Annotated in this window: 13 protein-coding genes; 7 read left to right on the top strand and 6 right to left on the bottom strand. The window is 48.3% G+C overall.

Annotated elements, in window-relative coordinates; genetic code table 11:
- Positions 1 to 306: 306 nt before the first annotated feature.
- Positions 307 to 2,145: an ABC transporter ATP-binding protein gene (locus ACSTTG_RS22020; RefSeq protein ID WP_438476342.1), complete on the top strand. Its 1,839-nt coding sequence runs from the start codon at positions 307 to 309 to the stop codon at positions 2,143 to 2,145.
- Between the two features lie 626 nt (positions 2,146 to 2,771).
- Here ACSTTG_RS22020 and ACSTTG_RS22015 read toward each other — a convergent pair.
- The 4 genes from ACSTTG_RS22015 to ACSTTG_RS22000 form a co-directional block, all read right to left on the bottom strand.
- On the bottom strand, positions 2,772 to 4,421 hold the full coding sequence (locus ACSTTG_RS22015) for a flagellar assembly protein A (protein ID WP_438476340.1): 1,650 nt from the start codon (positions 4,419 to 4,421) through the stop codon (positions 2,772 to 2,774).
- Positions 4,422 to 4,634: 213 nt separating this feature from the next.
- The gene (locus tag ACSTTG_RS22010) at positions 4,635 to 6,653 is read right to left on the bottom strand and encodes a GNAT family N-acetyltransferase (protein ID WP_438476338.1); all 2,019 of its coding nucleotides are present in this window, start codon (positions 6,651 to 6,653) and stop codon (positions 4,635 to 4,637) included.
- A 99-nt stretch (positions 6,654 to 6,752) separates the two neighbouring features.
- On the bottom strand, positions 6,753 to 7,721 hold the full coding sequence (locus ACSTTG_RS22005) for a ParB/RepB/Spo0J family partition protein (RefSeq protein WP_438456724.1): 969 nt from the start codon (positions 7,719 to 7,721) through the stop codon (positions 6,753 to 6,755).
- Between the two features lie 8 nt (positions 7,722 to 7,729).
- Positions 7,730 to 8,947 (bottom strand): ParA family protein, encoded by a 1,218-nt coding sequence (locus ACSTTG_RS22000; protein ID WP_438476336.1) that lies wholly within the window; start codon positions 8,945 to 8,947, stop codon positions 7,730 to 7,732.
- Between the two features lie 1,262 nt (positions 8,948 to 10,209).
- Between ACSTTG_RS22000 and ACSTTG_RS21995 the strand changes: the two genes are divergently transcribed.
- Together ACSTTG_RS21995 and ACSTTG_RS21990 are read left to right on the top strand one after the other, a co-directional pair.
- Positions 10,210 to 12,180, top strand: coding sequence for a replication initiator protein RctB domain-containing protein (locus ACSTTG_RS21995; RefSeq protein ID WP_438476335.1), 1,971 nt, complete (start codon positions 10,210 to 10,212; stop codon positions 12,178 to 12,180).
- A 722-nt stretch (positions 12,181 to 12,902) separates the two neighbouring features.
- Complete coding sequence (locus tag ACSTTG_RS21990; RefSeq protein WP_438456727.1) at positions 12,903 to 13,100, top strand: hypothetical protein; 198 nt, start codon at positions 12,903 to 12,905, stop codon at positions 13,098 to 13,100.
- Between the two features lie 124 nt (positions 13,101 to 13,224).
- Here the strand turns inward: ACSTTG_RS21990 and ACSTTG_RS21985 are convergent, their stop codons facing one another.
- On the bottom strand, positions 13,225 to 13,980 hold the full coding sequence (locus tag ACSTTG_RS21985; RefSeq protein WP_438476334.1) for a substrate-binding periplasmic protein: 756 nt from the start codon (positions 13,978 to 13,980) through the stop codon (positions 13,225 to 13,227).
- Between the two features lie 68 nt (positions 13,981 to 14,048).
- On the opposite strand from ACSTTG_RS21985, the gene ACSTTG_RS21980 reads away from it, so the two are divergent.
- The 4 genes from ACSTTG_RS21980 (at position 14,049) to ACSTTG_RS21965 (ending at position 18,144) form a co-directional block, all read left to right on the top strand.
- Positions 14,049 to 15,968 carry an ATP-binding protein gene (locus ACSTTG_RS21980; protein WP_438476332.1) on the top strand — a complete coding sequence of 640 codons (1,920 nt, stop codon included), beginning with the start codon at positions 14,049 to 14,051 and terminating at the stop codon, positions 15,966 to 15,968.
- A 95-nt stretch (positions 15,969 to 16,063) separates the two neighbouring features.
- A complete protein-coding gene (locus tag ACSTTG_RS21975; RefSeq protein ID WP_438456730.1) occupies positions 16,064 to 16,270 on the top strand; it encodes a DUF3283 family protein in 207 nt (68 codons plus the stop codon).
- 159 nt (positions 16,271 to 16,429) lie between these two features.
- A complete protein-coding gene (locus ACSTTG_RS21970; protein ID WP_438456731.1) occupies positions 16,430 to 17,146 on the top strand; it encodes a YebC/PmpR family DNA-binding transcriptional regulator in 717 nt (238 codons plus the stop codon).
- A 95-nt stretch (positions 17,147 to 17,241) separates the two neighbouring features.
- Positions 17,242 to 18,144 (top strand): NAD(P)-dependent oxidoreductase, encoded by a 903-nt coding sequence (locus ACSTTG_RS21965; protein ID WP_438456732.1) that lies wholly within the window; start codon positions 17,242 to 17,244, stop codon positions 18,142 to 18,144.
- 223 nt (positions 18,145 to 18,367) lie between these two features.
- Here ACSTTG_RS21965 and malT read toward each other — a convergent pair whose 3' ends face one another.
- Positions 18,368 to 21,076 carry an HTH-type transcriptional regulator MalT gene (gene malT / locus ACSTTG_RS21960; RefSeq protein ID WP_438456733.1) on the bottom strand — a complete coding sequence of 903 codons (2,709 nt, stop codon included), beginning with the start codon at positions 21,074 to 21,076 and terminating at the stop codon, positions 18,368 to 18,370.
- Positions 21,077 to 21,475: the final 399 nt, after the last annotated feature.

Here is a 21,475-nt window from a genome sequence, read left to right as displayed (position 1 = left end):
AATCACGGCTGATAATAACATATACCTAAGCAATTCAACGCCCGTAGTGTGGACACCGGGCCAGTGTTAAATCAAAAGCTCTGGCTATGGGGAACACACTCCACTCGCGCATTTGGTCTTTGCGGCTAGCACATGGGAAAATTTGCTTTGCCGGGTCGTCAACTCGTTGGGTCTTGGTACGCATGGGTATATTATGAATATATCGAACGCGGGTTTTGCGCTTTTCTATTTTTTCTTCCGCTAACTCGCTCTCACCCTCTTTTTTGTCACTCGTCCATTTTGGTCACTGACGCTTTAGGAAGCTGTATGTTTAAGATATTCGAAGGTTTCACCAAACCCTTTCCTTCTGACTCGCCTGAGCCACCCCCAAAAGGCATTTTTGCCTTTTGCCGTCACTACACGCGTGGTTTTGAAGTTCCTTTGATCATCATGTCACTGATGTCGACAATTGTCGCCATCGTCGAAGTCGCGCTATTTGGCGCAATGGGAAACTTAGTCGATTGGCTCTCTAACAGTGACCCAACCACCTTTTGGGCAGATAACCAATCACAGCTGATGGGGTATGGCCTATTGCTGCTGGTCGTGATGCCACTGCTTGTCGTCGTCTATTCTTTGTTGGTTCATCAATCACTGCTAGGCAACTACCCAATGTCTATTCGTTGGCTCGCTCACCGTTACCTACTTAAACAGAGTGTCACCTTCTACCAAGATGACTTTGCTGGACGCGTAGCGACCAAGGTAATGCAGACCTCCCTAGCGGTACGCGAAACGGTCATGAAGACCATGGATGTGTTTGTCTATGTCAGCGTCTATTTTACCGCTATCGTGGTACTGCTCGCACAAGCGGACTGGCGACTGATGCTACCAATGTTAGCCTGGCTTTTGGCCTACATCGCGATTCAGGTGTTCTTTGTGCCACGACTCAAACAAGTCGCGACCGAGCAAGCCGACGCGCGTTCAACCATGACCGGACGTATCGTTGACAGCTACACCAATATCGCGACAGTAAAACTCTTCTCGCACACCGACCGAGAAACACAATACGCAGAAACTGGGATGCGTGGTTTTTTGGATACGGTCTATCGCCAGATGCGTTTGGTTACCGGCTTCGACGTCGCGGTTCAAATTACTAACTACCTGTTGGTATTTTGCATTGGTGCCATCTCCATCTACCTATGGATGGCGGATTCGATCAGCGTCGGTGCAATTGCCATTGCGATCGCACTCGCACTGCGAATCAATGGGATGTCGATGTGGATCATGTGGGAAGTCGGTGCCCTATTTGAAAACATGGGCACAGTCGTCGATGGTATGAAGACACTGTCAAAGCCTATCGACATCGAAGACAAACCCAATGCCCAGCCAATCAACGTCGCAAGTGGTGGTATCAAGTTCGATAACGTCAGCTTCCACTACGGTGAGAAAAAGGGCGTGATCAGCAATCTCAACTTAGATATTAAACCCGGTGAGAAAGTCGGACTAGTTGGTCGCTCTGGGGCAGGTAAATCGACCCTAGTCAACCTACTGCTGCGCTTTCATGATGTCGAGTCTGGAAGTATCTCAATCGATGGCCAAGCAATCGACCATGTAACTCAAGACTCGCTGCGTGCCAATATCGGCATGGTCACACAAGACACCTCACTGCTTCATCGCTCGATTCGAGACAACATCCTCTACAGCAACCCGAATGCGACCGAGAATGACCTTCGCCGTGCTACCGAACAAGCGCATGCAGATGAGTTTATTCGTACGCTCACCGACCCGTTTGGTAATGTCGGATTTGATGCCCAAGTCGGTGAGCGAGGGGTTAAACTTTCTGGCGGACAACGACAACGCATCGCTATATCCAGGGTGTTACTCAAAGACGCGCCAATTCTAGTTTTAGATGAGGCAACCTCTGCACTTGATTCTGAAGTTGAAGCGGCGATTCAAGAAAGCCTCAATCAATTAATGGAGGGGAAAACCGTTATCGCTATCGCGCACCGTCTCTCAACTATCGCCGCAATGGATCGGCTGATTGTGCTCGACCAAGGGCAAATCGTTGAACAGGGTACGCATCAACAATTGATTGACCAGGGTGGGATCTATGCGCATTTGTGGGCCCATCAAACTGGGGGATTCATCGGTGGTGATGACAGCGAATGATTTGCTAGCATGCCTTTAATGCAATGTATCGGGAGGCAAGTATCGCCTCTCGATTCTCCTTAGCTTTGAACTCGATACCCTTCTCCTCACTTCCCTTCGCTACCGACCTACCCCAATCATTGTTTGTTTACACTGTAAATCGTTGAGCTAGATTCGACGCAATACATGTGAATCCGGCCTGGCTGCCAGCACCATGCCGACTGTATTACCCACGCGACAGTTTCTTCATTGATCATGTTTCTGTCGTGTTTCTGTCACAGAACTGTCAACCAAGCAGGTAATGATGACATTACACAGACTGCGATAACGCTCCAAATTCATCGAAAAGTTTTCGAGAAAACCCGCTAAGTTATTACTATATTGTGAGTTCTATCGTAGAAAGTATGGCTAGGAACGATTAAATTCGATCTGTAAATAATATTGGGGCGCGACAAAAGAGTATTGCGCCAATTAGGTTTCAGGAGGAAACGATGAAAAAAATGAGAAGAGCTCAGTTGCATCGCATTCGTATTCAGTACTGGAAAGACTGCGCTAAGAACGGCAACAAAAAGTAAAACCACAACAACAAAAAACGCCCACTTAAGGGCGTTTTAAGTTTCTGTCATTAGACTATAACAACTGACCGTCTATTCAACCAAAGCGCTACGCTTAATCTCGTACTGGTCAAAAGCAAACAAACTCGCCGAATGCTCCTTAGACACCGTCATGCGCTCATCACCTAGCTGCAGCGTCACGTGAGGAAACACTTTCGCGGTCACCTCAATGGTATTGCGTGCCAGACGCTCCTCAAAATCCATTTGGTGTAATTCTATTGCATCCTTGGCTTTAACCAAGTTTGCATCCACCTGCTGTTTAAAATTCATCAGGTTCTGCTCAGCTTCCGCGGTCCGCTCTGACTTAGCACGCTTCTTAAAGGCAATCTCTTTACGTATCACTTCCATCGTCTGCTCTTGCGCATCACGATACTCTTGTTTGAGCTCTTCAGCGCGCTGTCGCAGCTGGTGGTAATCGGCGAAGGCAACAACGGAAGTTGGAGTATTGCCCTCTACCCCTAGGCTGACGCATACAAGCTTGCCACCCACCTCGACACTGCCACCACCCAACGTTCCCTTGCGACGTGCGTTATCCATCACAAACAGGTCTCGTCCGGTATTCACTTCACAGTTAAGGCAGTGAATCTTGAGCTTAATATCTTGCTTAGCCAACACTCGACTGTACTGCGCATAGTGAGCGGTAATATTGCCACCACTGCGAACGTAACAGGTTTTCTTATCCCCCTCAGAGACATTGTGACCAATGATCCCCTTGGCAACAATCACATCATTGCCAGCCTCGACATGCGCGGATTCAATAAAACCACCAACAATCAACTTGCCGCCGATATCAACCCGCATGTCCGACTCAATATCGCCGGACACGATCACGCTGCCATGAAACTTAATGTGACCTGATTCGACGCCAATCGCCTGGAGGTGGAGCACATCATCCACGACCACGGACGTTGGCTTAGTGATTGGAAGTCCGGCCTGAGTAGCAACTAAGATATTGGGTTGTGAAGCGCTCGGTGCCGCCCCTTTTGCCGCTTGGAAAGGGGTATCTTTACCCGGCTTTGATGGGATTAACTCGCCAAGTACCGTGATACCCGGACGGCCGTTGGTCGGCGGCTCACGACGCATAAGGGGTTGTCCCTTGCGTACAGTCAGGGTTTTGCCACGATCCAGCATATCAATCTTACTCAAAGAATCATTGTCCGGCACTGATGAGCGATTCTTAGTGAACAGTGGAATAAACTGAGCGTCCTTACCATCCACAGGCAAACGTCCTTGAGCGAATGGAATTGTCAGCTCTTCACCAGGCGGTAAAATAGTGCTCTTAAGCAGCGCTCTCTTGAGGGCACGCTTGTTAATCCCTTTGGTCACGCCAGCAGCTTGAATCGCATTGATGATCTGATCCGGCTCTAAACTGTTACCGCCATAAGCGCCAGTAACCGTAAGACTGGCAACCTGCCGGTCCTCACTGAGATGCAATTCAAGCGTCGCATTGGTACGCTCAGCCACACTCATACCGCTACGCGCTTCGTCCGTCGCTTCTTTGGCGTGGCTTACAAACCGCTTGACCGCTTTCTCATCAATCTGCAGGCTGGACGCCCCAAGTTCAGCCAGCGCTTCGACTAAGCCATGTCGGCCAAACCCATGCCCCATTCCAGAATTGTCCTCTGGAAGTTGAGCAATGACTGCGGCGCCATCATCCGACCAATTTAGTAAACCTGTCCACATACGTTCTAAAGGGTAATGTTTTGATTTTCAAATAATAATGTTTTAATTGAAGGACATACAGCCAAATAACAAAAAAATCTGTGACGGGTCACTGAATCTAACTGTCTGTACTGTTAAACGGCAAACTTTACCCTAATCTGATTTACAGTGTAAACACTCAATAGTGATGCCGTTTACAGTGTAAATTGAATTTACACTGTAAACATATTACCGCTAGATAGGATTCGATTGACTCAGCTGAGTAATCAGCTCACCTGTCGCAAGGCGAAGTTGTTGCTCAAACTGCTTCTTGCCAGCAAGAGCAAAACGGCGACAAGCCTCCGTCATCGGCATCTGACAGACAACGGTCTTGAGTAGTAGCTCCGAGCAAGTGGTTAGGTCTCTGGCCGAAAGCCGTAATAGAATATCGTACAAAATTGGGCGCACGCTCTCGAGGCTGCTTCCTCCCTGAGCATAACGCGTCAAATGTTCGATATCTTGTGCATTGACTCGTTGACCCTGCCTGTCGATGAGCTGCGCGATCAGCTCGGCTGAGAGTTCCTCAGCACGCCCGCTTAACCAATGAGGTAATTGCCGACGGAAGTGCGACTCTAGGTTGGTATAATCCGCGCTGCCACTGACCATGAGTAATGAATAGCAACCACTAGAGGCATCGCGCTGGTGACCCAGCTTGAGCGGGACAAAGCCATTGCGTTTCCAAAAGCTCACCAGCTCCTCGCTCATAGCGAAACTGGTCGAGATAAACTCACCGATGTGCTGTTGAGTCAATCTTTGCAGCATCGTACTTCCAAGCCCCCTGCCCTGCAATGAAGGATCGATAGCAATTCGCATAATGCGCTGACTTGAAGCCTTCCCCGCTTGTAAGCACCCCAAATGATTGATCATGCTGGTCACGGCAAGTTGACCCGCTGGACGTCGCTTACCCAAAGCGATGGCCTCAATCATCTCTTCCTCAAGCCGACCCTCCTCTACGGTAAGAATACAGCCAGCAACACGCCCCTCAGTCATCAGGCAATAAAGATGACTGCGAGGGTCTGCTAGAAACGAGAACAAATCATTGGGCGATGTCTGGTAATGCGCACTGACAAGCAAAGCGAATGATTGACGCAGTAACGACTTATCTGTGCGTAGCACCGACTTGCTTAGCAAAGAAAACTGCTCACAGTCAGGTTCTATCGCCACAGGTTCAAAGGGCTCAAGCTCTGCATCAAGCAAAAAACTCGAAAATGACCATGCTTCTAATGGATCGCCTTGGCGCCAACGGATGGGTTGGGATAAGTGTTGATGACGGCTGTTTGGTCTGTGCTGTTTTAACCAGTTGAGGAACTTGAGCGTGAAGCCGCGTCCAGAGCCTTCATAGCCGTGAATGGTGCTCGAGAACACCAAACGATGAAATCGCTCAACCATGGCTTGCAAGATCGGCAGAGGCAGCGCCGCGGCTTCATCAACCAAAACCAAATCATAATCTGCTTCGCTGCGCAGCAGGGCATCCGGGGCAATAAACTCGATTGAGCTGTGGGCACAAACCAACTTATTCTTGAGCCTCGTTGCATCCGGAAGACGTTGCGCGGCATGAGAGAATACAGGCTCAACACTACTCGATTGTGGCGCAGTCACCGCGACACGCAGTGAACGACGACTGATTAAACTTGCGGTTGCGATGCCAAGTGCACTACTTTTCCCTCTTCCCCGATCTGCAGTAATGACCAAAGGACGTTTTCGGTGGCCCTCGATAACACGGACAATGTTCTCAATCGCGAGTTGCTGATCGGCGAAGGGGACATCCAACGACTCGGGTAAATGAAGGTTAAGTTCTGGAAGCTCCCTGCCCTGCTCGACCTGCAGCAACTGTGCAAGGCAATCATCCAACCACTGCGATGCGTAATCAGACTCTGTCAGCTTCGCTTGGTAAGGGAGAACAATCAATACACCCCCACCAACAATAGCGCCTAATGCGGCAGTAAAACTATTGGCATCAAACCCACCGTCTAGCTCAACCACCAAAATATCCAACTCTTGACCTAGAAGCTGCGCACCCTTCTTGAAGCCTATCCCTCCTTCGGCAGAAGAATTACCCAGCCAGGCGACTCGGCACTGTTCATACTCAGCCTTAAGTGCACTGATGAAGTGATGCTGCCAATCGCGGGAGCCGTGCAGAACGAGGCCTTGACGAGCATTAAGCTGTTGTAGCTGCAAGGCCATTGAACGAAGCCAAGCGTGAGTTGCGTGCATAGAAACCGCCATCAAATAGTAAACTTGTTAGAGATTTTACCTGATGACAGACACAAAAAAAGCCGCTTGCGCGGCTTTTCATTTCTAACAACGGATAAATTAGAATTTGCTTTCAATAAACGCCAAGATTTCGTTTAGCGTCTCATCATCAACCTTCTTCATGTTGAGTGCCACATTGCCACCTTTGCGCGAATAAGAAACCCGACCTTTAACCAAATCGACTTTCTTAGCGACCGGCTTTTGGGTCGGATTCATTTGTGCAATCCAGCCCTCAATCGTCTCCGACACCTCTTTGGTTAATCGAGCGACGCCTTGTGCATCACTGCGCTGCCAAACGAGCGTACCGTCAAGGTGACACTTATCTACCAACTCAGCCTGCTGCTCCTTGGTGAGCTCATTATACTGCTTATGCAGCTTAACGATTGTCGGACGTCCAAGCTCGGCAACATTTGGATAGGCCTGCAATAATTCAAGCGGCAAATCCGCAGCCTTGAGCGCGCCACTAACCAAAGCTTCACTGCATTGGAAGATCTTCGCTAGCGCCTTTTGGTCTTCCGCTTCGCCACTTTCAAGCTTTGCCAACATCTCTTTACCTTTCTCATAAAGAGAGAGAGGCTTGTGGGCGTTAGCGACGTCTGAAAGGAACTTTGCGTGGTGTTCGTTGATACCTTCAGCAACGTAAACCAAGAACTCTTTTTCTGCCAAGATACACGACATTCGACGGCGGCTACCATCGAGAACCTCGATAAGTCCATCAGCATTACGACGACCGACCGCTGGATACTGTTGACCACGCTCACGCAGTGTCGTTAGTACATCCGACAGTGCATGCTCGTTAAGAAACGACTGCTCGCGCGCATTATCGGCAAAAACAACCGTTTGTTCTTCGACGCAGTCTGCTGGGATACGAACCAACTCAAACGAGATCAGCTCTTCTCCAGCAACAGACAGCTCAATAACCTGCGCTTGCTCCTTGGCAGCGGCTTGTGCTTCCTGTGGTGTGGTAGCACGACGTTTGTTCGCTTTACCGAACAGTTTGGCGTTGAGATCTGAAGTTTTGATTGCCATTTATTATGTTACCCCTTGTTCAGTGAAGACCAGTTACTGTGCAGAACGCGCTCAAGTTCAAGTGCGCTCTTCTGCACCGCATCTTGTGCAGTATGGAGGGTTTTCTTGCCCCCTTCAAAGTCTGCGATGGTTAAATCGAAGACCGTGCTGTACGTATCAGCACAGGTTTCGAACGCTCGGCTACGCGGAATGGTGGCCATCATCACCTGATCAGCCAATAGGTAATTCATTTCTGTCAGGACGGAAACCTGCTTTTTATTATCATCTTCAAACATGGTTGGCATCAGGCGGACAAACTCCAAGCCCTTCCAATCGTCTGGGAACATCTCATAAACCGTTGGAAGGTGTTGGAAGAAGTTGACCGTTGCTGCCCAGTCTAATCGCTTGGCCGCACATGGGATCAGCAGTGCATTTGATGCGTACATCGCATTCCATACCAAGGGATCAACGTGTGGACCGGTATCAATCATAATTAAATCGAAGTCATCAGCAATTTTGTCGATTAATTTCTCTTTGAGCAGCTTAACGATGTCCAAAGATTGGTTTTCCGACAAGTTTTGCCACGCTTCAGCGTTGAACATGGCATCTTCCGGAAAGGCTGAGACTGTCTTTAAGTTAGGATATTGTGTTGGTAACAACACTGATTTGCGCAAAAAATCTTGGTTGACTTCGACGCCTTCCGGCACATTGTCGAGCATGATATCAACCGCAGAGTAGATGTTATCGTGCTCAGCAACGCTAACTTGCGGGTTAAGGAACAGACGCAATGAGCCCTGAGGGTCTAAATCGATAAGACAGATGCGGTAGCGCTTATCAAGATTAAGTGCCATACACGCTGCCAGATGGACCGCGGTCATTGACTTGCCTGTGCCACCCTTTTGGTTCTGAACGTTAATAATCCAAGGCTTGTTGTCTTGGTTTTGCTTACGTTCATGAAACTTTGGAATACCAGCAGCGTCCATCAACATATGCGCTTCATTCAAAGAGATCGAATAGTGATTCGCATTGTTCTTTGTGAACTGATGGCCCTCTGATTCAAGCTTATTGATTGCATCATCCAGTTTACGACGCGTTAATCCAGAGCGAGTTTCCATCAACGCCTTTGACATTGGTGGAAAATGTTCATCACTGCGCTCTTCTAATACGATTTCAATGCGGTCGGATTGAACCTGCTGAGTGCGCTCAGCAAGATCATACAAATTCTCAATGGTTTGTTCTCGTTTCATCACCAAAGCTTCCGTTAGATTATCTCCTTGCTATTGTACAGCGAATAACAATAACTTCAATTAAAAGGTGTACGATATGTTTGTGGTGTAAATCACATTAATTTAATGTATCAGCAATTTAATGATGAACAATTAATCAATTTGTCCATTTCTACAGCTCGATTTTGTGGCTAATAAGGGCAATTAATCTATTCAAATTTTAAGTGTTACCGTGTCACCAATTTACAATGTAAACGTAATTACCGCTTTTTTTCTCGGAACGATTCGAAATCAGCCAATAGTTACGGCTTATGTCATTTCAACCCTGAACAAGTCGGACAGACCATAAATTCTATATGGGTTGTACATAATGAAAAGCGTGTTGAGGGTTGAAAGCAATGAATACCACTACTTCCTTCAAAACAGGAAGCATGATCAAGCATGAGTCTTGATCATGCTTCCGATCCAATCTGCTGAATAGGGAACAATGATCAAGGTATGTTCGCTGCCTGTTTAGCGCTATGTCTGATCCAGGTTAGTCGATCTTAATCCGGATCAATGATCAAGAGTAATGACTATCCGGAAGCATGATTAATCTTGGCAAACTTACGGCCAAATGCCGATGAACATTAGGTTTAATCACCAAACCGACTAATTTTATCGGTAAATTGGATAAACAGTGTCGCAATCACCCGATCGGCTCACTTACTTGATCATCGTTTCGACACTTTAAGAGAACTACCGGATGGCAATCGCCACAGCAACATCGCCAAATCGATTAAGGTAATAGCCAATCACAGCGCTGATAATTGCATTCTTGATCATGCTTTCGGAATAAAATTGGCAACATTGTCACTGCTGATCCACAGAATTGGTTCAAACAATGTACAATGAACAACTTGATGCGGTGCAATTCAAACCAAGACCTGTGGATAACCTGTTAGTGTTCGATGATCATCGTTTCGAATTTCCAATGATCATCTTTCCATTACACTCATGATCATGCTTTGGTATTTTGATGATCATAGTTTCAATGCCAACTTGATCACGCTTGCGGACTCTACTTGATCATTGTTTCGGAGTGGTGTGAATTAAAGTTTTTTAATTTCAGCACCTTATGCGAAAAATTCAACCCAGATCATAAGATCATATATATCAATCTAGATCAGAATAAATCAAAAGATCAGTTTAAAATAAAACAAATTTTTTCTTTATTTATGATCTTTTTTTCTTTATTCTTTCGGAACTATGGCGAAGTTACGGCAAAAGAACACCCAATACCAATGAGTAACGAAGAAAAAATACTGATCAAACTGCCAAGATCTCACAAAGGCGGACACCTATTCCAAGTTTCTGAATCGTCGATCGAATGGATCGAGCAGTATCCTCACTTCAAAGGCGTGACGAAAAGTATTGTCGAATTATTGAATCTCATTGCGCTTCAGGGATTACGCAGCAAGGACGGTTACGTATCAACAACCGAGTTGATTGATGCAACTGAGGGTGCTTTAACGCGGGCGGCCATTCAACAACGGCTAAGATCCGCGGTCAGTATTGGTTTGTTTACTCAACATCGAGTCAAGTTTGAAGAAGGGCTTGCTGGTAAAACCATGCTCCACCGTTTCGTCAATCCCAATCTACTGATTTCGGCGCTCGGCAGTACGAGCTTAATGACTGAATCTAGTAAGCAAAATGAGCGCCAAAAGCGTTCAAAAGCCTTAGCTCAGAATCAGGTTAACCGCCGCTTGCTCACCGAGCATGGGCTGAATACCCCGCCATCGATGAAGGATGAGGCGGATCAATTCGTTGTCTCACCGACGAATTGGGCAGGGATCATTGATCAAGCGCTTGCGCCACCAAGAACGCGTAAAAGTTACCAAAAGTCGATGGTTTCGATCTCGGGAACGCGCGCAGTGATCGAGACTCGATCGTCAAAAAATATCATGACCGTCGATGATCTGATGACGCTTTTTGCCCTGTTTACCCTGACGGTCCAATATCACGATCATCATCGTGAGGCTTACCAATTGCATGGTGTCGCAGCGCCAAACAAAACGCCGCTGTACATCACTGATATTTTGTCACTACGCGGCAAAAAAGACAGTGGTCCGGCGCGCGACGCGATTCGTGACAGTATCGATCGAATCGAGTTTACTGACTTTCAGCTCCATGAGCTGACAGGCCGCTGGCTCAGTGAGAATATGCCTGAGGGATTCAAAAGTGATCGCTTTCGCTTCCTTGCTAGAACCATTACGGCATCAGAAGAGGCCCCAACGGAAAACGCAGAGGGCGAGATCCGTATCAAGCCGAACCTGTATATCTTGGTGTGGGAGCCGTCGTTCTACGATGAATTGATGACACGCGATTATTTCTTCCTTTTCCCGCCAGAGATCCTGCGTCAACACACGCTAGTGTTTCAGCTTTACTCCTACTTCCGTAGTCGCATGTCGCGTCGTCACACCGATACTATGCTGCTTTCTGAACTTAATCAAAAGCTTGCGCGTAATATTGAATGGCGCCGCTTCTCAATGGATCTGATCCGTGAGCTGAAAAAACTCTCCAAGGGTAAGGGGAGTGACGATCTTTTTGTGGTGAATCTATGGGGCTACCATCTGACCATTGAAGCAATCCTCGAGAAGGGCAAAACAATCGATTATCAAGTCGACATCAAGTGCGATGTCGAAGAGGTGTTACGTTACTGCCGTGCCCGCACAACCAATGCTGGCAAGCGTAATATGGCGCCGACTCTGCCCAATCCGCTGCGTAATGAGATGGTCAGCAAGCAGCAGCTCGATGAGCTCTCTAGAGTGATTGATGGTGAGTTTGAGCCGATCAAGCGCAAAACAGGGCCATCAAAGGGTAAGCTAGGTCGCCGCGTCAAGCAGCGTAAACACCTGGTAGAGATTAATGCTGATGAAATCACCATTACTCTGACCAAATATACCTCTCAGGAGGCCCTAGAACGCAGTATCGCGGCTCTATCGGCCATGACTGGACATTCCCCTTCCTCGATCAAAGAGGAGTGTCAGGGGCTCATAGAGAAGCTTGATTGGTTGAAGGTCAAAGATGAGGTCCTGCCTTACGAAACATTGAGCCAAGTGGTTGAGCTGTATAACAAGCAAAATGATGTGAAGCACCTAACCATTGAGCGCTTGATTGCCGGCCTAGCAGTGCGGCGTAAGGTGTGTAAGCAGGTTTTTGAGGGGCACCTGGACGAAAATGTCTTCCGTGCGCTCGATGAGATTGCAACCTAACGGTTTGTTGACATTGGCTGCAGGTTATCTAACACACTTTTGACAAAGCCATCAGCCTGTCTACCTAAGATGAAAGTCGATTCGATGAGTATATCGTCTTTAGAATCAATTAGATTGGCTCATATTTTTTACATACTTATTTTTTTGGCGAGTTCTTTGAACTCGCTTTTTCTTTTTTAGCGCAATCGATTTTACTTCTATCGAATGCCTTGCCTTGATCATGCTTCCACACTTAATCCATCACCTAGCTTATTGTGTTTGCCATCATTGATGCCATCTTGCCCAATAGGTGACGGGAGCTGGAAAACATCTCATTTGCTTTACGTGATGCTTGTCTTATTGCTGTGTCGAATCGCCAGTTATACAGGGTCTATCTGCACCTTTGTTTGCCTGGGTATATACTTGGGTTATGACACGGTCGAGTCACTGGTGATTGGACCTTGATCATCGTTCCAGACAAGACGCTTTGGACTGGGTTGCTCAAGGGTAGGGTAGCAATAGAATTTGCGAGAAATAACTAAGGCAAGTATCGGGTGATAATGTAAGGCTGAACCTCACACTGTACTGGTTGTTTTCGTCCAACGCAAAGCAATATTGACTGGGTTATCAACAGATGTAATGAACCATTATCGCTATCACAGAAAGGGAGAAAAATCCTTAACAGCGTAACACGGCTTTGATAAAGATTAGTTGTCCCAACATGGTTATTGCGGGAGGAAACTATGTCCATAAATTCTATCGACCATGATGAAATGACAAACATTGCTCACAAATGGGAATTACCAGAAGAAGAAACACTAGTTAAACCAGATAAAACCATCAAATGCGCGGAGGCGAGGCGCCGGATTGAGGTCTTGCGTGAGATCCGCGAAAGCGGGTTGAGTATGGAAGAGGCGCGAGAGCTCGGCTTGATCCACTAATCTCGACCTAGCCAGTCTAATAGGGTAGCTTTATGTGGCTACCCTAATGTTTTTATACCTAACCAATCTCAAGATATGGTTACGGTGATTCCTGGTGACTTATCATTTTGCTTCATCACCCCAGTTATATGTATTTGTCTATAATTGATTCGATTGCGCCACTTTGCTTGAGCTCCGCCAGCCGCTGATTGATGTACTGCTGCAGCTCAGGATCCATCCCTGGTGAGAACGCTAAGTAGATCGAGTAATCCGGTATCACACTGTTAAACGGCTGGATAAGAAAATCTTCTCGGTTGAGTTGCAGGCGATCAATGTTGTACACCACACGCGATTCCATCTCGACGAAAGCCGTGTCATCTGGCGTTCTGTTGAGGACGCGATACGCGGCTTGGTAGTCTTTTACTCGCATCTCATTTATCACGCCATCATTAAATAGTGGGGTGAGGTTGGGATAGTCAAAGCCATGCAGCAGCACTATAGACCGTCCTCGCAGCGTCTCAATATCAGCGAATTTAAACGACGACTCACCACTTGAAACCAACACATGTTTTACAGTGTAAACAGGCAGCTCTGAGAGGTTTTCTGACTGCGCCTTGCCCCAGTTCGGACTGCCGTAGGTTAGCCAGTTTTGTTCTCCTCCTGCTTCAAGCAACGAAATCATGCGCTTAAATGGATAGGTGTGATAATTGAGTTGGTAGTCAGAGCTATCGAATATCGCTTGGACAATATCGGTGACAATACCAGAGTGCTTATCCCCCTGTTGCTCGATTTGAAATGGTCTGGCTTGCTCAGCAATCACATAGTAATTGACCTCTTCAGCGATAGTCGTGGTGCTGTAGGTTGTGAGTGCGATTGCTAGCGTGGATATGAGTCCCTTCATAGTTACCTCGAAATTTGGTTGCCTCGTCCTATAGTTATACTAGTGCAAATTTAAGGGAATGATTGCATATGAGTTACTCGAGTAAGGCGCGGCGTCGATTTGGGATTGGCAGTCAGTTAATGGTTGCTGTCGTATCGCTGAGCCTTATCTTCACAATTATCATTGCTGCGTATAGTGTCAGCCGTGAGCTGGATGAAGAGCTGAGCCATATTGACGCTGAGTTACAGCAGATTGAAGACAGCTATCTCTCGAGCTTTACCGCCAGCTTGTGGGTTGAAGATAGAGAGTTATTGATGACTCAGGTGCAGGGTATGGCCCGTCTGCCGGGCGTCGATTACATCCAGATTGTCAGCCCGGATGAGGTGATTATCGAGATCGGAACTCGACTTGATGGCGATGTCGTTGAGCGGCGCTGGCCGATGGAGTTTGACACTGGCAGTAAGCGCTTTGAACTTGCTCAATTGATCGTTCAGTCGGATCTAACCGCGATCTATCAGGGAGTGTGGCAACAGTTCTTCTTTTTGATCTGCGCTGAGGCGATCAAGATCTTTCTGCTAATGCTTGCGGTGCTGTGGGTTACCTTTCGTTTGATGGTCAATCCGCTTAAGTTGCTAGCCGGTGCGGTATCAGATTTTAAGGGGGGTCACGTACCGAGCTCGGTGATGCTGCCCGAACGCTGGTTTGTCGACGAGGTTGGGGTATTAGCAGAAAAATACAACCAAAGTGTCGCCCGGGTGCGCGAGCACCATGATGAACTTGAGCAAGAACGGGATAAAGCACAGGTAGCCAACCGCAAGAAAGGCGAGTTTCTGGCGACGATGAGTCATGAAATTCGCACTCCGATGAACGGCATCATGGGGGTTGCTTCGCTGTTATCGGAGACAGAGCTTGATGATCAGCAAAAGGAGTATGTCGCGATCATCAATACCTCATCGGGCTCTCTGATGACGATCATCAACGATATTCTTGATTTTTCAAAGATCGAGGCGGGCAAGATCGATCTTGAGCAGTCTCCTTTCCACTTGTTGCAAATGTTGGATCAAGTGGCCAGCTTGCATACGGTTAGAGCGCATGAAAAGCACCTGCAGTTGATGTGTCAAATTGATCCCAAACTTCCTAGCACAGTCACTGGTGATGTAGTGCGGGTTCAGCAAGTGCTGAATAACCTCTTGAGTAACGCGATAAAGTTTACTGAGCGCGGCCATGTCAAGCTCGCGGTGAGTTTGCAATCCAGTGCTGAAGGGGAGGTGACGGTCCACTTCCAAGTGACCGACACCGGCATCGGGATCGCCAAAGAGCACCAACAAGCGATATTTGAGCGCTTTCAGCAAGCCGATGGAAGCACCACTCGAAAATATGGTGGTACAGGGTTGGGATTGGCGATCAGTACCCAACTGGTGGCGTTAATGGGGGGCGAGTTGCACCTGACTAGCGCACTCGGGCTTGGCAGCAGCTTCGAATTTACCGTGAGCTTTGCTACAACCGATGAAATGGCGACCCCATCGATACCAAGTAACGTCCTGGATATACGCCACCCTGAGCCAACGGCGGCTAATGAGCTGGTGGCTGAAAGCGAGGTCGACGCCGGTCAGTTGTCGGTTTTGGTGGTTGAGGATACGGTCGTCAATCAGAAGGTGGTCAAGTTCATGTTGGAGAAACTCTCGATTCGTGTATCGATTGCCGAGCATGGTGAGGTGGCGCTGCGCATGTGCGACGAAGATTCGTTTGATCTCATTTTGATGGACCTACAGATGCCAGTTATGGATGGTTTTGTCGCTACTGAGCACATCCGCCAAATGGGCGAGTGGGGCGCCAAGGTGCCAATCATCGCCGTGAGCGCGAATGTGATTCGTGAAGATCAAGAGCGCTGCTTTGAGGTGGGTATGAACGAGTTTGTGCCCAAACCTATCGATAAACAGCGCCTGCGTGAGGTGATTGAGCAGTATGCCCCTGGTAAACTCAATGTTGAACCTCAGCAAGCCACCTAATGCGTTCTTGATACTCCCTAGCCATAAGGGTTACTAGCCGGGGGGCCCTTATGCTATAGTGCGGTGTTGTTATTATTTGGACAAAGAGGCTGTGAATGTCTTTAAATCTCTCCTTACTGCCACACAGTGAAAAAAATCTGATTGAGCTGGATAAGCAAGCTTCCTTCATCGTTTGGAAGGTGAAAAATGGCAAGGGAACCTTTGAAGAGGTACAGGCGCAGCTAAGTAAATTGTCTGATCCGACAGAGCAAGAGGCGTTTCAAGCCTCAGTGAGCAAATATCGCCAGATGATGGGGCTGTAATACGCCGTCTTATTGACACGTCACTTGCTCTGAGCCAGAGCGACAAATGCCTATGGATATCAAACTTACGTGGTAAGCCGGGCGGTAGTCATTGAAAAGGGCAATGGTTTTGCTAAAATCTTGCCGTTAAAAAAACGAAACACTAGAGAGAACATCCCGATGGGAAGAAGTTTTGAAGTGCGCAAGGCCTCTATGGCAAAAACTGCAGGCGCAAAAATTAAAGTTTATTCTAAGTACGGTAAAGAAATTTACGTGTGCGCGAAAAACGGTGGTGCTGATCCAGACATGAACTTGTCGCTTAAGCACCTGATCGCAAAAGCAAAGAAAGACCAAGTTCCAGCGCACGTTATCGACAAAGCGCTAGACAAAGCGACTGGTGGCGGCGGTGAAGATTACCAGCCAGCACGTTACGAAGGCTTTGGCCCAGGCGGTGCGAGCGTGATCGTTGACTGTCTAACCGACAACGGCAACCGTACTTACCAAGATGTTCGCCAGTGTTTTGTAAAAACCGGCGCTAAAATCGGCTCTCCAGGTACAGTAGCGCACATGTTTGATCATCAAGCGGTGTTCCAGTTCAAGGGTGACGATGAAGAGTCAGTACTTGAAGCACTGATGATGGCAGACGTTGATGTGACTGACATCGAGCTTGAAGACGGTGTGATCACGGTATTTGCACCAAACACTGAGTTCTTCAAAGCGAAAACAGCGCTGAATGCTGAGTACCCAGAGCTAACGCTTGACGTAGAAGAGATCACTTTCGTTCCTCAAACGCACACGCCTGTAACCGGTGACGATGCTGAGAAGTTCCAGAAGTTCCTAGATCTTCTTGACGATTGTGACGACGTTCAGCAGGTTTACCACAACGCTGAGCTGTAAGCCGGCGCTGATTAAATGACCAAAGGCCAGTTTTCTAACTGGCCTTTTTTGATCCTAACTGTGGCTATTATCAGCAGCGGTTAGATGAGCAAGCATTGTATTTTGATGGAAAGGGACAAAGACAGATGAAAGTGACATTTCTCGGTTTAGGGGTGATGGGCTATCCCATGGCAGGACACCTAGTTAAGGCTGGTTTTGACGTGACTGTGTATAACCGCACCACGCAGAAAGCGATTGACTGGGCGAACCAATATGGCGCAGAGCAGGCCGATACAGTTGCCGAAGCCGTTGATGATGCCGATGTGGTGTTGATGTGTGTCGGTAATGATGACGATGTGCGTAGTGTTGCCACCAGCGAGTCTGGGGCATTGTCGGCAATGAAGCCTGGGGCGATTTTAGTCGACCATACCACCACTTCGGCAAGCCTTGCGGAAGAGCTCAATGAAGCGGCACAAAGCCTGTCTATTCAGTTTATGGATGCACCAGTCTCTGGTGGCCAAGCGGGCGCTGAGAATGGCGTACTGACGATTATGTGTGGTGGTGAACAGGCGCTCTTCGATGCCTTGCAGCCGATTTTCAATGCCTACGGCAAATCGTCGGTTCTAATGGGTAAGGTTGGTCAAGGCCAGCGCGCCAAGATGGTCAATCAAATCTGTATTGGCGGCGTTCTCACCGGCTTATCTGAGGGTTTGCTTCTAGCTGAGAAATCCGGTCTAGACATCGCCACGGTCGTCGATTGCCTCAAACATGGCGCGGCTGGCTCATGGCAGATGGAAAATCGCGGCGTTACCATGGCCGAAGATAAGTTCGACTTTGGCTTTGCCATCGACTGGATGATCAAAGACCTAGGCTTCTGCTTGGATGAGGCCGAGCGTCAAGGACTCACCCTGCCACTCACCAGTAAAGTCATCGAGCAATACCGCCAACTTAGCGCCCAAGGCGATAATCGAATGGATACCTCGGTGCTGATCCGCGCGCTGAAACAACAGCAGGCTTAAGTTTTACACTGTAAAACTCAGGGGCGGAGCCCCTGCAGGGTGCGAGTTTCGAGGCGCGGGGTTCGAGGAGTCTTGGAGTTGTTGTTAGCTCAGCGGTAAAAGCTAGCAGCAAATAAGTGTTTTTTATCGACTTAATTTCATTGAACTCCAAACTCCTCGTTCCTCGTAGCGCAGCGTACTCGCTCCCCGCCCCTAGCATGCTGGGGTAGGGGAGGAGGTGGACTTAGTAACCCATCAACTGAAGCAGATTCTCTGCGGTGCGGATCGCCTCTTTACGATTGGCGATGTTGAGCTTTTGGTACAAGTTACGAATGTGGGTTTTGATCGTTGTCCCCGCGACATCCAGCTCCTGAGCAATCTGCTCGTTACTAAAGCCTGAATAGATAAGACCAAGCACCTGCCATTCACGCTGCGTCAGCGGGCTGGTACGGACTAATTCCGGAATATTCGGGTGATTGACCAGCTTCTCAACAAACTCCTCGTCAAAGTGCACTGAGCGGCTGCGCTGCGTGGTTGAGATGTCTTTCATCAACTGCTGCGCGCGGTGACGCTCAAGATCGCCAAGCTCTGCCTTATGGGTGAGTTTCTCTAGCAGATGACCAATCTTATTACCGTCTACCAGGAAGTTGCCCAAGATACCGGTTTGATTGGTCATCTCAAGGGCGTACTTAAGACTCTCTTTGGCCTGCTCATCATCACCACGACACGCGAGTAGGATGGTTTCGATGATCAGGTTGCGATTGATGTCGGTCACAAGCTGATGTTCGTCCGCCTGCTGCTGCAAGAAGGTCAGGGTCTCTTTCGCCTGACCAAACTGACCCAGGTTGATATGCGCGCGCACGATATTACGCCACTGAAGTTGGGTAAAGTGGTTGTACGCCTCAGTCGGGCGCGTAGTCGTCTCAAGCCATTTTTCAATTGCCGCGTTATCCCCGCGTGCTTGCCAGAACAGTAGTAGCGATAGAGATGCGTTAGCAGTCCAGTCAACGTGGTAGGTCGACTGATTCATCAAATGTTCAATTTGCTTGATGAATTTAGCAGCTTTGTCCAGCTCTCCGCGACCAATCGCAATCCGCGCCAGCATAGAGTAGGAGTGCAGGTTACGGTTATCCGACTCTTTGCCGAGTACTTCTAATCCCTTATAGGCGCAGACCTCAGCCTCGTCGAGGCGGTTCCAGCACCAAAGGAGTTGAGCACGCAGGCGTAGAAGGAACTCATGCATTGGTACTTGGTGTAGCTGGTGCTCCTCAATTAGTTTGAACGCATTGTCTTGCACTTCGTAAGCGGCTTGCACATAACCTTGAGCAATCAAGATCTCACTTTGCTGAAGCATCGCCCACAGGGCTTGGTGATACACCTGGTATTGACGCGCGAGCTTCTCGGTTTGCTGCATCATCGGCAGTGCGCGGCTAAGCTGACCGGTAACGTGATTAACCTCGCCAACGACAGAAGTGGCAACTATGCGGCTGCGATACACCGTGTGGTCAAGCTGGCTAAGGGCCAGCTCGGCCAGCTCAAGGGCTTTCTCCGGCTCATTGTGGTTAATCGCTACCTGAGCTTTCAGCGCGTTGAGTTCACCCTGCTCTTTGGTGGAGAGAGTAACGTTATAGTGCTCCATCTGCTCAGAGGCTTTGGCCACCAGCTGACCAACATTGTTGTAGCCATTTAGGCTCTGCTCAACCCAAGCCTGTAGCATACACAGTTTCGGCACGGTGTAGAGCTGCTCAGCAGAGAGCGAGTTGATGGCTTTCTCAAGCGACTCCAACTCGCCCTGGTTAAACATCTTCCAGCCGTGCTCGCGCAAAATGGTCGCCATTAGGTCAGTGTCATTGGAGATCAGTGCGTGGCTCAGAGCGCGATGCGGCATCGCCTGTTCCAGCCAAGCTTGCGCTGCTGCGCGGTGCAATTCGCTCTCTTTTTGCGGAATACGCGCCAGACGCTCGTGGGCAAGGAATTCCGCAAATAGGTTATGGAAGCGATACCAGTTCTGCTCACCCTCAAGTGGGTAAACAAATAGGCCATAGCGGTTAAGCGACTCAAGCATACTCAGCGCATCCTCGCGCTTGGTCAGCGTGCAGACCAAGGTATCGTTGAAGTGATCCAGGACAGAACACTCAAGCAAGAACTGACGCGTCTCTTGATCAAGCAGGTCAAACACCTCTTCAATCAAGTAATCCCATAGGTGGGCGTGATTAAATTGCGAGACCGACTCAGCGGTTTGGGCCAGCGTGCGCTGCTGATGCTGGGCTTGAAGGGCAATCAACTGCAATGCAGATGGCCAACCTTCAACATAAGTACACAGATTGGTGGCGGTCATATCATCGATACCGTCATCCACACGTTGATTAAAGAAACGCGTTGTCTCTTCGGTATCAAACGCTAGCAGCTCATTGCCAATCTCAATCATTAGGTCACGCACACGCAGGTTAGCGGTGCCAAGTGGCGGCGCAGCGCGGCTGGTCACCACTAGGGTGAGGTTATCCGGCATGTGTTTGAGGAAAAAGCGCATCGATTCATGGATCTCATCGTCATTGATCAGATGATAATCGTCGATAACCACATAGCACTCCTCGCCAAAGTTACTCAACTCAGTGAAGACCTCACCAAATAGCGAGTGTAGCGAGGAGAACTGGCGCTTTTCCGCCAGCTTTTGTGCGTTTGGACAGCAGTTATGGGTGGCCTTGTTCAGCGCTTGAAGAAAATAGTTGATGAATCGAAACGGGTCGTTGTCGCTCTCATCGACGCTATACCAGCCGACATTATGCTTATCGGCGAGCCATTGTGCCGCCATCGTGGTTTTGCCATACCCGGCAGGAGAACGAAACAGGACGAGTTTGTAGCAGTTCGCACCTTGCAGTAAGTCGAGAACTCTTGGGCGGGCAATCGCATTGTGCAGGCGGCCCGGACGAGTTAGTTTTGATGGAATCCACATCGTGTTCTTACCCTAAGTATTTGCGCATCGTTTTGTCGATGTCTCTATTTTTTTGTTTTTAATCAATCACTTTTCTTTTTGCGAAAAATGTGATTAGACCAGCGTAATGACATGGTACTTAATTACGGTTAAGCGGCATATTGATCTAGCCCGCGTTTTTGCATCAATCCCTCTTATAACGCTATCTACGCCCCAAAATTGAGCTATTGGTCACAGATTGTGCAGTATTGATCTCTATATTTGAAATTGGTTGCACTGCTTTGATAGTTCAATAAGCCAGCAATAGGAATGTTTGTGATCAAGGTTGGAATTTTAGCCTTCACCACTTTGTCGCCGATTTTTCTGTTGTGAAAACAAATTGATGATTAATTGAACACCAGTGTGATCAGTCTCAACACA

This window comes from Vibrio glycogenivorans (assembly GCF_051660965.1).
GTDB lineage: Bacteria > Pseudomonadota > Gammaproteobacteria > Enterobacterales > Vibrionaceae > Vibrio.
The sequence above is the reverse complement of the archived record's forward strand: the minus strand, read 5'-3'. Positions and strand labels throughout refer to the sequence as shown.

Bases quoted from the DNA above. Each gene is read 5' to 3' on its own strand.
- ACSTTG_RS21975 (WP_438456730.1), top strand. From the start codon at position 16,064: ATGTCTTTAAATCTCTCCTTACTGCCACACAGTGAAAAAAATCTGATT.
- ACSTTG_RS21995 (WP_438476335.1), top strand. From the start codon at position 10,210: ATGAGTAACGAAGAAAAAATACTGATCAAACTGCCAAGATCTCACAAA.
- ACSTTG_RS22015 (WP_438476340.1), bottom strand. From the start codon at position 4,421: ATGTGGACAGGTTTACTAAATTGGTCGGATGATGGCGCCGCAGTCATT.
- ACSTTG_RS22010 (WP_438476338.1), bottom strand. From the start codon at position 6,653: ATGCACGCAACTCACGCTTGGCTTCGTTCAATGGCCTTGCAGCTACAA.
- ACSTTG_RS22020 (WP_438476342.1), top strand. From the start codon at position 307: ATGTTTAAGATATTCGAAGGTTTCACCAAACCCTTTCCTTCTGACTCG.
- ACSTTG_RS21980 (WP_438476332.1), top strand. From the start codon at position 14,049: ATGAGTTACTCGAGTAAGGCGCGGCGTCGATTTGGGATTGGCAGTCAG.
- malT (WP_438456733.1), bottom strand. From the start codon at position 21,076: ATGTGGATTCCATCAAAACTAACTCGTCCGGGCCGCCTGCACAATGCG.
- ACSTTG_RS22000 (WP_438476336.1), bottom strand. From the start codon at position 8,947: ATGAAACGAGAACAAACCATTGAGAATTTGTATGATCTTGCTGAGCGC.
- ACSTTG_RS22005 (WP_438456724.1), bottom strand. From the start codon at position 7,721: ATGGCAATCAAAACTTCAGATCTCAACGCCAAACTGTTCGGTAAAGCG.
- ACSTTG_RS21985 (WP_438476334.1), bottom strand. From the start codon at position 13,980: ATGAAGGGACTCATATCCACGCTAGCAATCGCACTCACAACCTACAGC.
- ACSTTG_RS21990 (WP_438456727.1), top strand. From the start codon at position 12,903: ATGTCCATAAATTCTATCGACCATGATGAAATGACAAACATTGCTCAC.
- ACSTTG_RS21970 (WP_438456731.1), top strand. From the start codon at position 16,430: ATGGGAAGAAGTTTTGAAGTGCGCAAGGCCTCTATGGCAAAAACTGCA.